At 73.5% G+C, this 18,728-nt stretch carries 17 protein-coding genes; 10 read left to right on the top strand and 7 right to left on the bottom strand.

Translation table 11 applies throughout. From position 1 onward, the window contains the following. Positions 1-72 precede the first annotated feature (72 nt). Positions 73-663 carry a TetR/AcrR family transcriptional regulator gene (locus tag QP090_RS05125; RefSeq protein ID WP_285937290.1) on the bottom strand — a complete coding sequence of 197 codons (591 nt, stop codon included), beginning with the start codon at positions 661-663 and terminating at the stop codon, positions 73-75. Positions 664-788: 125 nt separating this feature from the next. On the opposite strand from QP090_RS05125, the gene QP090_RS05120 reads away from it, so the two are divergent. Continuing rightward, positions 789-2,216, top strand: coding sequence for an MFS transporter (locus tag QP090_RS05120; protein WP_285937289.1), 1,428 nt, complete (start codon positions 789-791; stop codon positions 2,214-2,216). Between the two features lie 79 nt (positions 2,217-2,295). Here the strand turns inward: QP090_RS05120 and QP090_RS05115 are convergent, their stop codons facing one another. Continuing rightward, positions 2,296-3,066 (bottom strand): helix-turn-helix transcriptional regulator, encoded by a 771-nt coding sequence (locus QP090_RS05115; RefSeq protein WP_285937288.1) that lies wholly within the window; start codon positions 3,064-3,066, stop codon positions 2,296-2,298. Between the two features lie 259 nt (positions 3,067-3,325). Between QP090_RS05115 and QP090_RS05110 the strand changes: the two genes are divergently transcribed. The 3 genes from QP090_RS05110 to QP090_RS05100 all read left to right on the top strand — a co-directional run bounded on the left by QP090_RS05110 (position 3,326) and on the right by QP090_RS05100 (position 7,355). Beyond that, positions 3,326-4,891: an NtaA/DmoA family FMN-dependent monooxygenase gene (locus QP090_RS05110; RefSeq protein ID WP_349666474.1), complete on the top strand. Its 1,566-nt coding sequence runs from the start codon at positions 3,326-3,328 to the stop codon at positions 4,889-4,891. A 66-nt stretch (positions 4,892-4,957) separates the two neighbouring features. Beyond that, positions 4,958-6,187, top strand: a complete 1,230-nt coding sequence (locus QP090_RS05105; protein ID WP_285937287.1) for a cytochrome P450 — start codon at positions 4,958-4,960, stop codon at positions 6,185-6,187. A 34-nt stretch (positions 6,188-6,221) separates the two neighbouring features. Beyond that, the gene (locus tag QP090_RS05100; RefSeq protein ID WP_285937286.1) at positions 6,222-7,355 is read left to right on the top strand and encodes an alcohol dehydrogenase catalytic domain-containing protein; all 1,134 of its coding nucleotides are present in this window, start codon (positions 6,222-6,224) and stop codon (positions 7,353-7,355) included. Between the two features lie 21 nt (positions 7,356-7,376). On the opposite strand, the gene QP090_RS05095 is transcribed toward QP090_RS05100, so the two are convergent. Next, complete coding sequence (locus QP090_RS05095; protein WP_285937285.1) at positions 7,377-8,063, bottom strand: endonuclease V; 687 nt, start codon at positions 8,061-8,063, stop codon at positions 7,377-7,379. 81 nt (positions 8,064-8,144) lie between these two features. Between QP090_RS05095 and QP090_RS05090 the strand changes: the two genes are divergently transcribed. Then, a complete protein-coding gene (locus QP090_RS05090; protein ID WP_285937284.1) occupies positions 8,145-8,777 on the top strand; it encodes an isochorismatase family protein in 633 nt (210 codons plus the stop codon). 16 nt (positions 8,778-8,793) lie between these two features. Continuing rightward, on the top strand, positions 8,794-9,528 hold the full coding sequence (locus tag QP090_RS05085; protein ID WP_285937283.1) for an SDR family NAD(P)-dependent oxidoreductase: 735 nt from the start codon (positions 8,794-8,796) through the stop codon (positions 9,526-9,528). Between the two features lie 47 nt (positions 9,529-9,575). On the opposite strand, the gene QP090_RS05080 is transcribed toward QP090_RS05085, so the two are convergent. Next, positions 9,576-10,748: a serine hydrolase domain-containing protein gene (locus QP090_RS05080; RefSeq protein ID WP_285937281.1), complete on the bottom strand. Its 1,173-nt coding sequence runs from the start codon at positions 10,746-10,748 to the stop codon at positions 9,576-9,578. 34 nt (positions 10,749-10,782) lie between these two features. Between QP090_RS05080 and QP090_RS05075 the strand changes: the two genes are divergently transcribed. Both QP090_RS05075 and QP090_RS05070 read left to right on the top strand, forming a co-directional pair. After that, a complete protein-coding gene (locus tag QP090_RS05075) occupies positions 10,783-11,694 on the top strand; it encodes a cyclase family protein (RefSeq protein ID WP_285938583.1) in 912 nt (303 codons plus the stop codon). Positions 11,695-11,805: 111 nt separating this feature from the next. After that, the gene (locus QP090_RS05070; RefSeq protein WP_285937280.1) at positions 11,806-12,906 is read left to right on the top strand and encodes a serine hydrolase domain-containing protein; all 1,101 of its coding nucleotides are present in this window, start codon (positions 11,806-11,808) and stop codon (positions 12,904-12,906) included. Positions 12,907-12,984: 78 nt separating this feature from the next. On the opposite strand, the gene QP090_RS05065 is transcribed toward QP090_RS05070, so the two are convergent. The 3 genes from QP090_RS05065 to QP090_RS05055 form a co-directional block, all read right to left on the bottom strand. Next, positions 12,985-14,490 carry an AMP-binding protein gene (locus tag QP090_RS05065; protein ID WP_285937279.1) on the bottom strand — a complete coding sequence of 502 codons (1,506 nt, stop codon included), beginning with the start codon at positions 14,488-14,490 and terminating at the stop codon, positions 12,985-12,987. Between the two features lie 47 nt (positions 14,491-14,537). After that, positions 14,538-15,596: an LLM class flavin-dependent oxidoreductase gene (locus tag QP090_RS05060; RefSeq protein WP_285938582.1), complete on the bottom strand. Its 1,059-nt coding sequence runs from the start codon at positions 15,594-15,596 to the stop codon at positions 14,538-14,540. Positions 15,597-15,863: 267 nt separating this feature from the next. Further along, positions 15,864-17,501, bottom strand: a complete 1,638-nt coding sequence (locus tag QP090_RS05055) for a bifunctional lysylphosphatidylglycerol flippase/synthetase MprF (protein WP_285937278.1) — start codon at positions 17,499-17,501, stop codon at positions 15,864-15,866. Between the two features lie 204 nt (positions 17,502-17,705). Here QP090_RS05055 and QP090_RS05050 point away from each other — a divergent pair, with 204 nt between their 5' ends. After that, positions 17,706-18,161 carry a flavodoxin family protein gene (locus QP090_RS05050; protein ID WP_285937277.1) on the top strand — a complete coding sequence of 152 codons (456 nt, stop codon included), beginning with the start codon at positions 17,706-17,708 and terminating at the stop codon, positions 18,159-18,161. Positions 18,162-18,220: 59 nt separating this feature from the next. Next, the gene (locus QP090_RS05045) at positions 18,221-18,520 is read left to right on the top strand and encodes a Dabb family protein (protein WP_285937276.1); all 300 of its coding nucleotides are present in this window, start codon (positions 18,221-18,223) and stop codon (positions 18,518-18,520) included. Positions 18,521-18,728 lie beyond the last annotated feature (208 nt).

Here is an 18,728-nt window from a genome sequence, read left to right as displayed (position 1 = left end):
TCACGTTAAGCACGCGTCGCGGCTCCGGCGCCGACGTGACAGGAAGCTGACAGCACCGATCCCGGGGGCGGGTCAGAGCGGGGGGTCGTCCGGGCCGGGGGCGTGGCGCAGGCCGTCGAGGAAGACCGACAGCATCCGGGAGGCGTTCTCGGCGGGCGCGGCCGTGCGCTCGGCGGCGATCCCGACCGCGTTGGCGATCCGGACCACGTCGCGCGCGTCGACGTCGGGGCGGACGCGGCCGGTGGCCTGGGCCCGGGTGAGCAGCCGCTCGGTGGCCTCGCAGATCGCCGCCGAGGAGCCGCCGAGGCTGGTGGCGCCCCACGGTGAGGACATGACGCCGATGAGCACGGTCGAGGTGCCCTTCTGGGTGGAGACCCCGGCCAGGTAGGTGCGCAGCCAGGTGGCCAGCGCGTCGGCGGGGGAGTCGCTCTCGACGAGGTCGCGGGCCTGGCCGAGCAGTCCCTCGATCCAGTCCTCCAGCACGGCGTGCAGCAGGTCGTCGCGGGTCGGGAAGTGGCGGTAGAGCGTGCCCGAGCCGACGCCCGCGCGCTTGGCGATGTCGTCGAGCGAGGCGTCGGTGCCGTGCTCCAGGAACGCGGCCCGCGCGGTGGAGATGAGGCGCTCGTAGTTGCGCCGCGCGTCCGCCCGCATCGGCCGGGTCATGGCCTCGCCCTCCACTGCCGTTGCATAACCGGGGACCGTCCCCGTATCGTGGCGGCTAACCGGGGACCGTCCCCGTTTAGCTTCGCCGCACCCGCTCTCTCCGTTCCGACCGGGAGAAATCCATCATGACAGACTCCATCTCCGCGGAGCCGAGGACGGTCGCGTCCCCCCGCCGGTACGACTCGGGCGTGACGCTCACCGTGATCGTGGCGTGCCAGCTGATGATGGTGCTCGACAACACCGTCGTCACCATCGCGCTGCCGCAGATCCAGAGCGGCCTGCACTTCAGCGCCACCTCGCTGTCGTGGGTGATGAACACCTACGTGCTGGCCTTCGGCGGGCTGATGCTGCTCGGCGGCCGGGCCGGCGACATCCTCGGCCGCCGCACCGTGTTCCTCGGCGGCGTCGCGGTCTTCACCGTGGCCTCGCTGGTCTGCGGGATCGCCGGCGAACCGTGGCTGCTGCTGGTGGCGCGGACGGTGCAGGGCGTCGCCGCCGCGTTCGCCTCGCCGGCCGCGCTCGCCCTGGTCGCCGGGACGTTCGAGGGGGAGCGGCGGACCCGCGCGCTGGCCGTCTACGCCGCCGTCTCCAGCATCGGCTGGGCGGTCGGGATGATCGTCGGCGGGCTGTTCACCTCGTGGCTGTCGTGGCGCTGGGTCTTCTTCATCAACATCCCGCTCGGCATCGCCGTCCTGCTGGCCGCGCCCCGCTACATCAAGGAGACCGCGCGCCACACCGGGCGCTTCGACGGCGCCGGCGCGCTGACCTCCACCCTCGGCATCGCCGCCCTGGCGTACGCGCTGATCCAGGTGGCCGCCGACGGGTGGAGCGACCCCCGCGGCATGGTCGCGCTCGCCGCCGCCGTGCTGCTGCTCGCCGCGTTCGCGCTGACGGAGGCCCGGGCCGCGCAGCCGATCACGCCGCTGCGGCTGTTCGCCGACCGGGGCCGCTCCACCGCCTACCTGGCCCGGATGTGCATCAACGGGAGCATGATGGGGATGTTCTTCTTCCTCACCCAGTTCCTCCAGAAGATCCTCGGCTACAGCGCGCTGCGCGCCGGGCTGGCGTTCGTCCCGATCGCCGTCGCGATGCTGGTCGCCACCCGGGTCGCGCCCAAGCTGGTCGAGCGGTTCGGCCGCCGGTGGCCCACGGTCGGCGCCGCGCTGGCCCTCGCGGCCGGGATGCTGTGGCTGTCGAGGGTCTCCTCGGAGACCGGCTACCTCACCGGCATCGTCGCCCCGCTGGTGCTGGGCGGGCTCGGGATGGGCATCGCCTTCGTGGTGCTGACGATGCTCGCGCTGGAGGGCGTGGCCCCGGCCGACACCGGCGCCGCGTCCGGGCTGGTGACGGTGACGCAGCAGCTCGGCGGCGCGATCGGGATGTCCGTCCTGGTCACCGCGTTCGGCCTGGCCGGACGGGGCGAGCACGGCGGCCCCGACGCGGTGTTCACCCACGGCGTGCGGTCGGCGTTCCTGGTGGCCACGCTGCTCGCGCTGCTCGGCGCGGTGGCGGTGGTCGCCGGAATCCGCGGGACGCGCCGGGTCGGCGAGTGACCCGATGCCGCCTGCGTCCCCGCCGCCGCCGCACGGTCCCGTCGGCCCGCGCGCCCTCCCGGCCCGCTCGGCCGGGCGGTCAGCCGGCGGGCACGAGGCCCAGGGAGGCGGCCCGGACGCCCGCCTGGAAGCGCGACTCGGCGCCGAGCCGCTGCATGATCTCGGCCACGTACCGCCGGTAGGTGCGCACCGACACCTCGAGCTGGCGGGCCGCGATCTCGTCGGTCATCCCGGCGCTCAGCTTCACCAGCACGGCCTGCGCGACCTCGCCCATCCGGCCGTCGTGGAAGCAGGTGTGCAGGGCCAGGTCGCGCGCGCCCTCCCACGCGGCGGTGCACAGCCGGCACAGCATGGAGATCTGCACCGGATCCCGGACGACCAGCGCGGAGTAGCGGCCGTGCACGTCGGCGCTCCACAGCACGGCGATCGTCCCGTCCAGGAGCAGCACGTTGCACAGTTTGGCGTCGGAGACGCGGATCTCCGCGCCGGCCGCGACCGCCTCGCCGAGGACGCTTGGAGCGCGGTCCTCCACGGCCTCGGTGCTGTAGAGGACGCGCACGCGGCGGCCCTGCCCGGCCAGCCGCCGGAGCAGAGCGGTCCCGCGCCGCCGGTGCTCGTCGGAGACTGGCGTACCGGCCGCCATGAAGAAGGCCTTGGACTGGACCTGAGCGAAGAGGCGTTCGATCTCGGCAGGCCAGCCGGTCCCCTGGTGGTGCTCGGCCCGCGTCGGCGACCCGGGGGCCGGCGCGGCGGGCGGGGCCGGGACCCCGGCCGCCGCCAGGGCCATCCTGTTCAGCTGCCGATCTGGCCGGCACAGCGGAGAGGGGCGGTCGAACGTGACATGCTTCACTGCAACTCCCGACATCCCTGACAGGCGGTATCAGAGGCACACAATAGAACAAGTTCTACACAGCGTTATCCGCTGCTCGCACATTTTACCTCGCATTAACCATTTCACTGAAAGGTGGCGTCGCGTGATTCCATTGTGACCATCGGTGATCGCTCGAGTTCGAGGCTCCGGAAAAGTCGTTTCACGCGCCCCTGAAACAGGCTTTGAACAGGACAGACCTCGATGACATCACCGGCCTGACCCTCGCCGAACCCGACCTATGCACCCTGGGTCCGGATGTGTTCGAGGTCAGCGGGGGGGCCGCTGTGAAAGCCGTGCGCCGCAGGTCGATACATTCTTCTCTCAATGGCATTCTGTGCCACCTGATACTGAAACGGTTTGCAGCTTCCTGTCATTTTTAAATCGAGTCGTCCGGCGCGGCCTAGCGTGTGTGCTCGCCAGCGTCCGTGACTCGATGGGAGCGCCCGCGATGCCGCGTCCACTACAGTTCCACGCCTTCACCATGAACTGTGTGTCGTTCATCAACCACGGTCTGTGGCGGCATCCCGAGGGGAGACATGTCGACTACACCGACCTCGGCGGTTGGGTCGACCTCGCCAGGCTGGTGGAGCGCGCCGGCTTCGACACCCTGTTCTTCGCCGACACCGTCGGCGTCTACGAGGGCTACCAGGGCGGCCGGGAGACCACCGTCCGCGAGGCGGTGCAGATCCCCAACGGCGACCCGTCGGTGCTGATCCCCGCCCTGGCGCACGCCACCGAGGACCTCGGGTTCGCCTTCACCAGCTCGGTGCAGCAGGCCCACCCGTTCGAGTTCGCCCGCCGGGTGTCCACGCTGGACCACCTGACCGGCGGCCGGGTCGCCTGGAACATCGTGACCTCGTTCCAGCCGTCCGCCGCCCGCAACTTCAACAGCGACACCGCGATCGCGCTCCAGGACCGCTACGCGTGGGCCGAGGAGTACATGGAGGTCGTCTACAAGCTCTGGGAGGGGAGCTGGGAGGACGGCGCGGTGCTGCGCGACGCCGAGCGCGGCATCTACACCGATCCGGCCCGGGTGCACTCCATCGACCACCGCGGCGAGCGCTACAAGGTCGCCGGGCCGCACCTCGCCGAGCCCTCCCCGCAGCGCACCCCGGTGCTGTTCCAGGCCGGCTCGTCGGAGGCCGGGCGGACCTTCGCCGGACGGCACGCCGAGGGCACCTTCATCATCGTCCCCGACCCGAGCTCGGCCGAGGTCGCGGTGTCGAAGGTGCGCGAGCGCGCCGTCGCCGCGGGCCGCGCGGCGGGCGACGTCACGTTCGTCCAGGGGCTGTCGCTGGTCGTCGGGAGCACCGAGGAGGAGGCGCACCGGCTCAACGCCGAGTTCGAGGAGTACCTGAGCGACGACGCGTTCCTCGCGCACGTCAGCGGCAACGTCGGCAAGGACTTCAGCGTCATCGACCCGGCCACCCCGCTCACCGAGGTGATCAAGAACGACGTCAACATGGAGGGCGTCTTCCGCGCCATGATCGAGGGCGCCCCGCCCGGCGCCCGCACCTGGGGCGACATGGCCAAGCTGCTGGTCAGCACCCGGGTGGTCGGCACCCCGGACCAGATCGCCGACCAACTGGAGCGGTGGGCGGCGGCCGGCGTCGGCGGCTTCAACGTCACCGTGGTGATCACCCCGGGCACCTTCGAGGACTTCGCCGAGCACCTGACCCCGGTGCTGCGGGCGCGCGGCCTCATGCGCGACCGGTACGCGCCGGGGACGCTGCGCGAGAAGCTGTCCGGCGCGGGCGCCCGGCTGCCCGAACGGCACCCCGCGGCCCGCTTCCGCAAGCTCTAGACCGACGGCGGGGCCGCTCCCGCCTCGCCCGCGGCCGGCAGCCGCATCCCAGCCGAAGGGACACCCGTGACCGTCTCCGGTTCCATCATGGACTTCGACATCACCGCCGACTGGTACATCACCGACCCGTACCCGTTCCTGCGCCGGCTGCGCGAGGAGCAGCCGGTCTTCTGGAGCCCGCACCTGCGGGCCTGGGTGATCACGCGGTACGAGGACGTGCGGGACGCCTACCGCGATCCCCGGTCGTTCTCCAGCGTCGGCGCGCTCACGATGAACCGGATGCTCGCCCCCGAGGTCCGCGAGACGCTCGGTGAGCACGAGTCGTTCCTGGACAACTTCTCGGCCAACGTCGACCCGCCCAAGCACACCCGGATGCGGCAGGCGATCTCCAGGGCGTTCACCCCCCGCGCCGTCGCCCGCCTGGGCGAGACCTTCGCCGCCGAGATGGACGCGGTGCTGGACGAGGCGGCGCCGCGGGGCCGGGCCGACCTGACCGACACGATCGCGCACCGCCCGTCCGCGCGGCTGATGGCGCACTTCATCGGGGTCCCCCGCCAGGACGAGGAGGAGGTGCGCGCCGGGGTGCACACCTGGTTCCAGCTCTTCCTGTCCCCGCAGCCGGTCGAGCGCCAGCGCGTGCTCGCCGGACGGTTCCTGGAGTACCTCGGCTACGTCGACGCGCTGGTCAGCGACCGCAGGCGGCGGCCCCGCGACGACTTCGCCAGCCTGATGGCGGGGCTGATCGACGCCGGACCCGAGGGCCTGTCGCACCGCGAGGTGGTCGAGACGATCAGCGCGCTGCTGCTCGGCGGCAACGACACCGTCCCGAACGGGATCACCGCGGTCGTGTACCGGCTGCTGCGGGAGCGGGACCGCTGGGAGGACGTCCGCGCCGATCCCGGCCTGATCCCGAACGCGGTGGAGGAGTCGCTGCGCATCGACGGCGCCGGGCAGGGGTCCTTCCGGACCATGGCCCGCGACGTCGAGCTGCACGGCGTCACCCTCCCGGCGGGAGCCCACGTCCTGCTGCACGCCGCGTCGGCCGCGCACGACCCTGCGGTGTTCGAGGACCCCGAGCGGTTCGACGTCAGGCGGCCCAACGCGCGCGACCACATGGCCTTCGGGCACGGCATCCACCACTGCGTGGGCGCCGCGCTCGGCCGCCTGCAACTCGGGATCGCGCTGGAACGGCTCACCGTCCGGCTCCCCGATCTGCGCCTGGCCGCCGGGCAGGAGTTCTCCTACGGCAAGAGCCTGCTCGTCCGGGCCTTGCAGAGCCTGCACGTCGAATGGTGACGGCCGTGACGGCCGGGAACGGAGGACCGATCCCATGCGGATGAGAGCGGCGGTGCTGCGCGAGTACGGAGCCCCACTGGAGGTCACCAACGTCCACGTCGCCGAGCCCGCGTACGCCGAGGTGCGGGTGCGGGTGGCCGCGTCCGGCATCTGCGGCTCCGACGTGCGGGCGATGGCGGGCGGCAGCGCCACCGTCCGGAGCCTGCCGTGCATCCTCGGGCACGAGGCGGCGGGCGTGGTCGACGCGGTCGGGCCCGGCGTCACCGCGGTCGCGCCCGGCGACCATGTGATCATCGCGATGAACGGCCCGTGCGGCCTCTGCCGCAACTGCGGCAGGGGACGGCCCCAGCTCTGCACCGACCCGTCCAGGCTGGCCGCGATCGACGGGCTGACCGCGGACGGCGGCACCCGCCTGCGCCTCGCGGACGGCGCCGGCGGTCCGGGCCCCGGCGGCGGCGCGGAGGTGCGGCCCTACATCGGCATCGGCGCGTTCGCCGAGTACGCGGTCGTGCGCGAGCGGATGTGCGTCCCGGTCGCCCGCGACCTGCCGCTCGACCTGCTCGCCCTCACCGCGTGCGGGGTGGTGACCGGCGTCGGCGCGGTGTTCAACACCGCCCGCGTCGAGCCCGGCTCCAGCGTGCTGGTCGTCGGCTGCGGCGGAGTCGGGCTCAGCGTGATCCAGGGCGCGGCCGTGGCCGGCGCCACCGAGATCATCGCCGCCGACCTGCTGGAGGCCAAGCTGACCCTGGCCAAGGAGCTGGGCGCCACCCACACCATCGTGGCGGACGATCTGACGCGGCGGGTGGCCGACCTGGTCCCCGGTGGCGTCGACTACGCCTTCGACGCCACCGGCAGCACCGCCGTGCCGGCCCGGGCGCTCGCCGCGACCTGCCCCGGCGGCACCGCCGTCATGGTCGGCATCCCGCCGCTGGACCGGATGATCGGCATCCCGCCGGACCTGCTGTCGGGGCACCGCCGTCTGATGGGCACCCAGGGCGGCGACGCCATGCCCGACCGCGACCTGCCCCGCCTGGTCGACCTGTACCGGGCGGGCCGGCTCGACCTGGAGCGCATGGCGGGGGAGCGGGTGACGCTCGACGGCCTCGACGACGCGGTCGGACGGGTCCGCGCGGGCGCCGCTGCCCGCTCCCTCGTCCTGTTCGCGTGACCACCGCCGGGCCGCCCGGCGTCAGCGGGCCAGGGCGGCTCGGGACAGGCGGTCGGCCTGGCGGGTCGTCTCGGGGAGCCGGTACCGGGGGGTGAGCGTGAGCGCGTGGGCGCAGGCGGTGTCGAGGTCGACGCGGTGCCCGACGGACACGAACACCGGCTTGACCCCGGTGCGGGTGCACAGCACCCGCCCGACGACCTCGCCGCCCTCGTGCAGCGGGCTCGCGTCGCCGCGGCGCCGGCCCGGTGGGTCGTAGGAGCCGATGAAGCCGGTCTTGGCCACCCCGATCGTCGGCAGCCCGGTGAGCACGCCGAGATGGCACGCCAGCCCGAACCGGCGCGGGTGCGCGAGGCCGTAGCCGTCGCAGACCAGCAGGTCGGGCGTGATGGTCAGCCGCCGCAGCGCCTCGACCAGCGCGGGCAGCTCGCGGAACGCGAACAGCCCCGGCACGTACGGGAACGCGGCGGTGCCCGGGACGACCGACTCCTCCAGCACCTCCAGCGACCCGGCGTCGAGGACGACCACGGCCGCCGCGAGCCGGACGCCGGTGCCGCCGCCGTCGCCCGCGTACGAGACGTCCAGCCCGGCGATCGTGCCCGGCGCCCGCGGCCCGGGGCCGCGCAGATCGAGCATCGGCCGCAGCCGGTCCTGGATCGCCTCCGCCTCGGCCGGCGTCGCCGGCCACGGATGCAGGTCCGCCACCTCCATGGGCCCACCTCCTGACCGGCCACGGTATCGCCCCCGGTACGGCCCGGCGAACCTTCCCAAGCAAGTGCTAGATTGATTCCCGTGGCGATCGATCTTGCCGAACTGGCCGCCCCCGGGCACACCGCGCTGCTGGTGATGGAGATGCAGCGCGGCGTGGCCGGCGACCTGGCCAAGTTCCCCGAGCTGGTGCAGACCTGCGACGACCGCGGCGTGGTGGCCAACACCGCCCGCGCCCTGGCCGCCGCCCGAGCCGCGGGGGTGCCGGTGGTGCAGTGCACCGCCGCGTTCCGCGCCGACCGCGCGGGCAGCCATACCGGCAACTGCCCGTTCATCAAGGGGCTGCTCAAGGACCCCGGGCACATGCTGGAGGGCACCGGCGCCGTCGAGGTGCTGCCCGAGCTGCGCGGCCCCGGCGACCTGGAGTCCCGCCGCTACCACGGGTTCTCCCCGTTCACCGGGACGTCCCTGGACCAGACCCTGCGGTCGCTCGGCGTACGGACCGTCGTCGCCGCCGGCCTGTCCCTCAACCTCGGCATCCCCGGGCTGTGCCTGGAGGCCGTCAACCTCGGCTACCGCGCCGTCGTCCTGACCGACGCCGTCGCCGGGACGCCCGCCGAGTACGGTGACGCCGTCATGGCCAACACCATCAGCCTGCTCGCCGCGCGCACCACCAGCGGGAAGCTGGCCACCGCCTGGCGCGGCGGGGAAAGCTGAGGAAGGGGCGTCACGCATGGACGGAATGGACCTCTCGGGCCGCACCGCGGTGGTCACCGGAGGCGCCGGCGGCATCGGCCGGGCGATCTGCGCCGACCTCGCCGGGCTCGGCGCCCGCGTGGTGATCGCCGACCGCGACCTGCCCGCCGCGCGGGACGCGGCGAAGGAGACCGGCGGCACCGCGCGCCGCGTGGACCTCGCCGACCACGCCGACATCGACCGGTTCTGCGCCGCGGTCGGCCCGGTGGACGTGCTCGTGCACAACGCCGGGATCAGCATCGTCGAGCCGTTCACCGAGAGCGACCCGGCGAACTGGGACCTGATGTGGCAGGTCAACCTGCGCGCCCCGATGCAGCTCACCCGGGCGCTGCTGCCCGGCATGACCGGGCGCGGCTGGGGCCGGCTGGTCTTCGTCTCGTCCGACGGGGCCCGCGCGGGCTCCGGCGGCGAGGGCGCCTACGCCGCCACCAAGTCCGGCCTGTTCGGGCTGGCCAAGACCCTCGCCCGGGAGGCCGCGCGGGGCGGCGTCACCAGCAACGTCGTCTGCCCCGGGCCGACCGACACCCCCATGGTGCGGACGGTCGCGGACGCGCACCCCGGGCTGCTCGACAAGCTCGCCAAGCAGATCCCGCTGCGCCGCATCGGCCGCCCCGACGACATCGCCGGCCTCGTGGCCTTCCTCTGCACCGACCGGGCCGGCTACGTCACCGGCCAGACGGTCTCGGTCAGCGGTGGGATCACGATGCAGTGACGGCCCGGCGCGAGGTCCCGGGGGCGGGCCCCCGGGACGGCGGCGGCTCAGCCGAGGGAGGCGTAGACGGCCTCGGTGAGGCGGTAGGCGCGCAGGTCGCCGGAGAGCTGGTCGCCCATCATGTTGGGCAGGTAGGCCAGCGCCACCCCGGCCTCGGTGTCGCCGAGGCCGATCGAGCCGCCCGCGCCGGTGTGCCCGAACGCGGTGCCGCGGCCCGCCGGGGGCGTGAAGAACGTCGTCGAGGGGCGCATGTAGCCGAGCCCGAACGAGCTGTCGACCAGCATCGTCCGGTCGGGCCCCGCGACCCGCGGCTCGATCGCGCCGCGCAGCGTGTCCGGCCGCAGGATCCGTCCCGCGACCAGGTCCCGGTAGAACGCGCCGAAGGACGCCGCCGTCGCGAGCATCCCCGCCGCGGGCCATCCGGCGCGCAGCACCACCGGGTTGTTGTAGCCGCCCTTGCCCGGGTGCGGGTTGTTGATCGACCGGTTGAACGGGCTGTCCCGGTCGACATAGGCGCCTGCGAGCCGTTCCAGGACGTTGTCGTCCGGCACGGCCTTGGGAGAGTCGGCGCCGCCGGACGGGACGCGGCGGCCCGCCGAGAGCTTCGCGGCCCGGTCGATGACGTCGTCCGGGGCACCGACCCACAGGTCCAGGCCCTTCGCGAACTCCTCGCGGACGAACGCGCCGACCGTCCGGCCCGCGTGCCGCCGGACGATCTCGCCGGCCAGCCACCCGAAGGTGAGCGCGTGGTAGCCGTGCGCCTCGCCGGGCGTCCACTCGGGTGCCTGCGCGGCCAGTTCCGCCGCCCGCGCCGGGGCGTCGGCCGCGTCCTGGGCGGGCACCGGCCGGGCGAACGCGGGCAGCCCGGCCTGGTGCGACAGCAGGTGCGCGGCGGTCGTGCCGTCCTTGCCCTCGACGCCGTACTCCGGCCACCAGGCGGTCACCGGCCCGTCCACCTCGAAGGCGCCGCGTTCGGCGAGCAGCAGCGCGGCGGTCGCGGTCACGGCCTTGGTGCAGGAGAACCCGAAGCACGGCGTGTCCGCGAGCCACTCCCGCCCGGACCGGCGGTCGGCCACGCCGCCCCACAGGTCGACGACCTTGCGGTCACCGGCGTAGACGGACACCGCCGCGCCCAGCTCGAGGCCGTCGGCGAAGTTCTGCTCGAAGACGTCCCGGACGGCGGAGAAGGCCGGATCGCAATGGCCCTGCACTGTGCTCATGCGCGGTCCTTTCAGAGGAGGTACGTACCGAATGATGCTCGATGAGAACGGGAACTGGGGACGCTGGGGTGCCGCCGACGAGCGCGGCGCCCTCAACCTGCTCACCCCCGAGACGGTGGTGGCGGCGGCGGGCTGCGTCCGCGAGGGCCGGCCGCTGAGCCTGGCGCTGCCGATCCGGGGCGCCACCTCCTCGCCCGCGCCGACGACCGTCCCGCACCTGAAGGGCCGGCCGCTGCCGCAGCACTTCATGTCGGTGGACGGCGGCGACTACGCGGCCGGGACGCGGGCGATCGGCGCGGGCCTGAAGATGGCCGACGACGCCCTGATCGTCACGCCGCACGGCACCACGACCCACATGGACGCGCTCTGCCACATGTGGTCGGGCGACGAGCTGTACAACGGCCATCCCGCCGCCCGTGTCCGCTCCTACGGGGCGGGCCGCTGCGGCATCGACAAGGCGGGCCCCGTCGTCGCCCGCGGCGTGCTGTTCGACGTGCCGCGCCTGCGCGGCGTGGAGCACCTGTCGGCCACCGACCGCGTCGGGGTCGCCGACCTGGAGGCGGCGGACCTGGACGTCCGCCCCGGCGACGTCGCGATCGTCCGCACCGGCTGGCCGCTGACCTGGCAGGACGGCCCGGACGCCTACTGGGCCGGCCAGCCGGGCCTGGACGCGGACGCCGGCCGCTGGCTGGCCGGGCGCGACGTGTCGGTGGTGGCCAGCGACAACGCCGCGATCGGCGGCCTGAACGAGCACCAGCTCGCCGACGAGGACCTCGCCGACGACCTGCACATGATCTTCCTGTGGCGGCACGGGATCCACCTGATCGAGATGCTCTGGCTGGAGGAGCTCGCCGAGACCGGCCGCACCGACTTCCTGTTCATCGCCGCCCCCCTCAAGATCGAAGGCGGCACCGCCAGTCCGGTCAACCCCCTCGCCGTCCTCTGACCGCCCGCCCCTAACCCGCAGGAGGGAGGGGAAGAGCGCCACCCGAGGCCGACGCCCGTCCGGCCCGGCCCCTTCTACCGTGACGGTCTCCGGCATGGAAAGGGGAAACGCATGTTCCGCAGAACGATCGTCGCGACCGGCCTCGCGGGTGTCACCGTGATGGCGACGGCGGCGCCCGGCGCGGCGGCCGAACGCCCGAGCCTCCGGCAGTTGGTGGACCGCCTCACCGCCGCCGACGGCGCGCCCGGCGCCCTGGCGGCGGCCGAGGGCGCGCGCCGCCGCACCGTCGTCACCAGCGGCCTCGGCGACGTCGGGGCGGGCACGCCCGTCCCGGCGGACGGCCACTGGCGGATCGGCAGCATCACCAAGCCGTTCGTCGCCACCGTGGTCCTCCAGCTCGCGGGCGAGGACGCGGTGGCGCTCGACGCCCCGGTCGAGCGCTACCTGCCCGGCGTCCGCGGCGTCGCCGGCGTCACCGTCCGGCAGCTCCTCCAGCACACCAGCGGCCTGCCCGACTACCTGGCCTACCTGACGCCGCAGCGGGTCATCGAGCACCCTCTCGACCACCACGAGCGGGAGGACCTGCTCGCCATCGCGACGGCGCACCCGAGGCTGTTCCCGCCCGGGAAGGGCTGGTCGTACTCCAACACCAACTACCTCCTGGCGTCGATGCTCATCGAGAAGACCACCGGCCGCCCGTACGGCGAGGAGATCGAGCGGCGCGTCCTGCGCCCGCTGAACCTGAGCGGCACCTCCGTGCCCGGCGACGCCCCAGACCTGCCCGAGCCGCACGCCCGGGGTTACGTGCGCCCCGGGCCCGGCGCGCCCCTCGACCTCACCCGCCTCAACCCCTCGGTGGCGGCCGGGGGCGGGAACATGGTGTCCACCGCCGACGACCTGAACCGCTTCCTGGCCGCCTTGGTCCGCGGCAGGCTGCTGAAGCGCCCGCAGATGCGCGCGATGATGACGACGGTCCCGACCGGACGCGCCTCGGGCGACGAGTACGGCCTCGGCCTCCAGCGGACCCCCCTGCCGTGCGGCGGTCACTACTGGGGCCACGACGGCGACATGATCGGCTTCACCACCGTTGCCGGCGCCACCACCGACGGCCGCCGCGCCACCGTCATGGCGAACCTGAACCCCGGCGGCACCGAAGCCCAGGACGACGACCTGAACGCCGCCCTCACCACCGCCCTCTGCGAGGCCCACTGACCCGAACCGCACGCCGCCACCGGCGCAAGCCCGCCCAGCCAGATGGCCGAGCCCCCGACCGGACGGGCCCGTCGTGCGTCAGGTGCCGGGGTAGGCGCCGCCGCCGTGGGCGGCGTCCAGGGCGTCGTAGTCGGGGGTGTAGCCCTTCTTCGGGATCGCGTCCGTGAACGCGACCTCGCGGGGCTTCTTGTACGAGGCGATCTCGGCGCGGACGTGCTCGATGATCTCGTCGGCGGTGGCCGCCGCGCCGTCCTTCAGGACCACGACCGCCTTGGGGGACTGGCCGAAGCGGTCGTCGGGGACGCCGATGACGGCGGCGTCGGCGACGGCCGGGTGGGTCCTGAGGGCGCGCTCGACCTCGGCGGGGTAGATGTTCTCGTTCGCCGACTTGATCATGCGCAGCCGGGGGCCGATGAAGGTGAGGGTGCCGTCCGGCTCGCGGCGGCCGAGGTCGCCGGTGTGGTGCCAGCCGCCGGCGGCCTTCGCCGCGTTCAGCTCGGGCCGGTTCCAGTAGCCGGAGAACAGGCTGAGACCGCGCGCGCAGATCTCGCCCACCTCGCCCGCCGGGACCTCCTCGCCGGCCGGGCCGAGCAGCCGCACGTGCACGAGGGGGGACGGCCGGCCCGCGCCGCCCGCGCCGCCCATGCCGAGACCGAGGAAGGTGAGCATGCCGCCCACCTCGGTCTGCCCGTACCCGCCCATCCCGGACGCGCACCACGGGCTGTCGTCCACCGTGATCATCGCGTCCCAGGCGGGGGAGTGCGACACGAACCGCAGCGAGGACAGGTCGTGCGCGCCGCCGGCGTTGGCCTCGACCAGGCCGTCGATCATCGGGCCGAACAGGAACGCCTGCGTGCACTTCTCGGCGTCGATCAGCCGGCACACCTCGCCCGGCTCGTACGCCGGGGTGAACACCAGCTTGCCGCCGAGCTGGAAGGTCGCCAGCGTGAACATCATCGTGCCCACGTGGAACAGCGGCCCGCACGCCAGGAACGCGAACCCGTCCTCCATCTGCCGGACGTGCAGCAGCGCCATGCTGTGCGCGACCAGGGCGGAATGGCTCAGCAGCGCCGCGTTCGGACGGCCGTCGAACGCGGCGGTGTACATCGCCAGGACGGGCGCGTCCGCGTCGGCCGCGGTCTCGGCGGCGGGCGTGCCCGCGGCGGCGTACGCCTCGTACTCCTCGCCCGACCCGATCCAGCGGGCGTCCAGGGTGACCTGGCCGCGCGCTTTCTCCACGGCCTCCGACGCCTCCCAGACGACGACGCGAGGGGTCAGATCGTCCAGGATGTGGGCCAGCTCGTCGGCGGTCTGCCGCCAGTTGGCCGGGCAGAACACCGCGCCGAGCCGTCCGCAGGCGAGCAGCAGTTCCAGCACGCGGAACGAGTTCTGGCCGAGCCACAGCACCCGGTCGCTGGTCCCGACGCCGTCGGCGGCGAGCGCGCCCGCGAGGCGGTCGACCCGGTCGCCGAGCTCGGGGTAGGTCAGCCGGACGGGACCGTCCACGACGGCGGTGCCGAGCGGCCGGCCGCGCCGGTGCTCGCTGAGGACGTCCCCGAGAGTGAGACCGTGGATCGACGGCATCGCGCCTCCTTGCGCAGGGGGGGTGAGGTGGCCCCGGACGGACCGGGTCAGCGGAAGGCGGGCATGACCTCCGCCGCGAAGAACCGCAGGACCTTCTTCATCTCGTCCAGCGGGATCGGCCGGGTGGAGCCGAAGTCGCACATCAGGTTGCCGTAGCCCATCTCCTGGATGGTCTTGATCTGGGAGACGACCCGCTCGGGGTCGCCGATGACCTCGAGCTGGTTCCAGCGGAACTCGTTGTCGACCGAGCCGCCCTTGAGGTAGCGGTCCTGGTAGAACTCGAAGCCCTTGGCGGCCTGGCCGGTGGCGGGGTCGATCGGCGCGCTCTGCACGTTGAAGATCCGGGACCGGTCGAAGCCGGCCTCGAACCGGGCCTGGTCCTCGCGGGCCTGCTCGATCGTCGGCGCGACGTAGACCGAGCGGCTGGCGATCAGCTCCACGTCGGCGCTGTCGACGCCGTTGGCGGCGGCGGTGGCGTGCCAGGTCTCCGCGGCCTTGGCGATCTTCTTGAACGGGGCGGCGGGGTCGGCCAGGATCGGCAGCCCGCGCGCCGCGTACAGCTCGACGGTCTCCGGGCTCACCGCGGCGACGTGCAGCGGCGGGTGCGGGCGCTGCACCGGCCGGGGCGTCAGCGAGAGCGGGTGCTTGGTCTCGTAGAACCGGCCCTTGTACTCGAAGTTGTCCTGGGTCCACAGGCCGATGAGCATGTCCAGGCACTCGTTGAACCGGTCGCGGGCCTCGGCCAGGTCGAGCCCGAAGTTCTCGAACTCGATGCTCTGGTAGCCGCGGCCGATGCCGACCTCCAGCCGTCCCCCCGACAGCAGGTCCACCATCGCGGCCTCCTCGGCCACGTGGATCGGGTTGTGCAGGGGGAGGACCACGATGCCGGTGCCGAGGCGCAGCCGTTCGGTGCGGGCCGCGAGGTTGGACAGCAGGTTGAAGGTGTTGGGGACGGCACCGTAGTCCCGGAAGTGGTGCTCGGCGACCCACACCCCATCGAAGCCGAGCTCCTCCAGGAGCTCGACGATCTCGATCTGGTAGTCGTACACCTCCCGCGGGGACTGCCCCGCGAACTGGTGGAAGAGGTGGAACGTCGAGAATTTCATCGGGCGGTCAGCCACGTGTACGGCTCCTTCTTCACCGGGCCCCGGCGGGTGCACGCCGTGCCCTCGCCGTGTCATATCGCCCACCCATCATTACGTACCAAGCGCTCGCTTGGGAAGACTAACAGGTTCCCGGCACCCGGGCACCCGGGCACGCGCGGCGAGCCCCGGACCGGACGGTCCGGGGCTCGGAGGCCCGGCTGAGAAGGAGGGGATGAGCGCGGCGGAAGCGCGGCGGACGGGCGGGCGGGACGCGGGCGGCGCCCGCGGTCAGGGACGCCCGAGGTGGCCGGCGGGCTCGGTGACGGCCTCCTCGGCCGCGACGGGCGCGCGGGTCCGGCCGAACTCCAGCGTGAGCAGCGCCGCGGCCAGCCACGCGATGTCGAACCAGGACCGGAACACCACCGAGCGCGGCCGGTAGGCGGGCCGGAACTTCTTGTCGAACAGGTACAGCGACTCGACCGCGATCAGCGGGTCGAGCAGGTGCAGCGCCCGGTAGCCGGCCCGCTCCAGCGGACGCCGCTCGGCCGAGTCCAGCAGCTCGCGGAACGCGGCGAAATTGAGCGACACCACCCCGGCGGAGGTCGTGCGGGCGTACTCGATCATCTCGACGATCAGCCGCTCGTTCACCCCGTTCGGCCCGCCCGGCGCCCGCCGCATCGCGTCCAGGCTGATGCCCTCGCCGGCCATCGCGTACCGCTGGAAGGCGATCGGCGCGCCGCCCGCGTCATAGGCCACCGCGACCAGCGAGCCGGGGTGGTAGCCGGTCAGCAGCTCATCCAGGTTCATTGAGAAGCCGCGCTCGGCGGCGCCGCCGAGCGAGCGCGCGGCCACCTCCAGGAGCTTCTCGCGCAGGTCCGGCGGCAGTTCCCGCTCGGGGACGATCTCCGAGGTCACGCCCGCGTTCCGGGTCCGCTTGACGGCCTGCCGCACGTTGCGCATCTGCCGTCCGGACAGGTCGAACTCGGCGGGCTCGACGTACACCTCGTCGCCGAAGCCGAACGACCGCAGCCCTCCCCAGGCCGGCAGCAGCCCGGCGCTCGCGCCGAGGACGGCGGGACGCCACCCGGTGCGGCGGCACAGGTCCAGGAACGCGGTGACCGCCCGGTCATGGGAGCGCGGGTCGCCTACCGGGTCGCCGCCCGCGACCGCGACGCCGAACAGCACCCGGTAGCCGATCGCGGCCCCGCCGTCCGGGCTGAACACGTAGCTCTTGTCGCGGCGCAGTGCGAACGGGGCGAGGGTGTCGGACGCGGGGTGCGCGACGAGCCCGGCGACGCGCCGCCGCTCGTCCTCGTCCCCGGGCGGCGGCGCCGGATCGGGCGCCAGCAGTGTGACCAGCAGGACCAGCAGGCCAGCGCCGCCGACCAGCCCGAGCACCGTCGGCAGCCAGCCGGGGCCGTCGAGCGAGCCGAACGAGCCGAGCCCGGCGGCCACGTCGTGCCCGACCGACCGGATCGAGACCCCGCCGAGGACGATCGACCCGAGCACCGCGCCGATCACCAGGATGGCGCCGGTGCGCAGCGCGGTCCGGACCCGCTCGTGGTGCGGGCGGACGGGGAAGGCGGCCCGGCGCAGCCAGACCACGCCGAACGCCGCGATCAGCAGCGGCAGCCGCCACAGCGCGTCGTCGCCGGTGACCACCGCGAGGAGTCCCATCGTGACCAGCACGTTGAGCCCGAGCCAGGCGGCGTGGCGGCGCAGCAGGACCCCCCGCGCGACCAGGGCCAGCGCGAGCGCGAGCACCACGGCGTGCGCGGGAGCGAGCGGACGCCCCGTCACCAGCAGCGACAGCCGGTCCAGCCAGCCGGGCGTGTTCGGCACCGCCGGGACGGCCAGCAGGCCGGCCACGGCCGCGGTGACCCACGCGAACGGCCAGACGGGTCCGGCCGGTTCAGCTGATTCCACGAGGACACCTCCGCTGAGATCACAACCATGATCCGTTGGAACTCATTCCCCGATTCGGACGTTATGTGTGGCCTTCGTTGGACATTGCCTTATCTTCAGACTACGGGCGCGGGGTGGGGCCGAGGTGATCGTCTGTTCACTACCCGCCGGTCGCGGCGGCCATACCCGGCCAAATCCCGTCCGGTCGGCCTAGACTCGAACGTGATGAAGACGCTGCTGATCGTCCATCACACGCCCTCGCCGTCGCTGCGCGCGATGTACGAGGCCGTGCGCGCGGGGGCCGGGACCGACGAGGTCGAGGGCGTGCGGGTCGAGGCGCGGGCCGCCCTGACCGCCTCGCCGGTCGACGTGCTGGCGGCCGACGGCTACCTGCTCGGCTCCCCGGTCAACCTCGGCTACCTCTCCGGGGCGCTCAAGCACTTCTTCGACCAGGTCTACTACCCGTGCCTCGACGAGACCGCGCGCCGTCCGTTCGGGGCCTACCTGCACGGCAACAACGACGCCACCGGCGCCGTGCGCGCGCTCGAGTCGATCACCACCGGGCTGAGATGGCGCGCGGTCCGGCCCCCGCTCGCGATCACCGGCGAGCCGGGCAAGGCCGACCTGGAGTCCTGCTGGGAGCTGGGCGCGACCGTCGCCGCCGAGCTCGGCGACGTCTGACCGCGTCCTGCGCGCGAGCCGCGGCCCCCCGGTGCCGCCGCCGGGGCTAAGTTTGATCTATGAGCGGATTCCGGCACGTGGTGATGTTCGTCTGGTCCGAGGGGACGACCACCGGTCAGCAGGACGAGGTCGCGGCCCGGCTCGGCGCCCTGCCCGGCGTGATCCCGGAGATCCGGGCCTACGCCGCCGGCGCCGACGCGGGCGTCAATCCCGGCAACCACGACTTCGTGGTGGTCGCCGACTTCGCCGATCGCGACGGGTACCTCGCCTACCGCGACCATCCGGCGCACCGGGCGGTCATCGACGAGTGCATCACGCCGATCGTGGCCGAGCGCGCGGCCGTCCAGTACGCCTTGTAGGCGCGGCGTCCCAGGCCGTCGCGCTCCGGGCCCGCCGGACGGTGCGAGGGCGGCCCGGCGAGCGGGGAGCGGCGGCGGATGATTACCGAGCAAGCGCTTGTGTGTGACAGATTTTCGCGTTAGTTTCGGCTCCGACGGCAGCGGCCGGGCGGCGGCACCGCCGGACCGGCCCGGCCTCACAGACGCCGCCCGCCGAGGATGGATCGCG

Origin of the sequence: Actinomadura xylanilytica (genome assembly GCF_030283145.1) — a bacterium.
Taxonomy (GTDB): domain Bacteria; phylum Actinomycetota; class Actinomycetes; order Streptosporangiales; family Streptosporangiaceae; genus Spirillospora; species Spirillospora xylanilytica.
The sequence above is the reverse complement of the archived record's forward strand: the minus strand, read 5'-3'. Positions and strand labels throughout refer to the sequence as shown.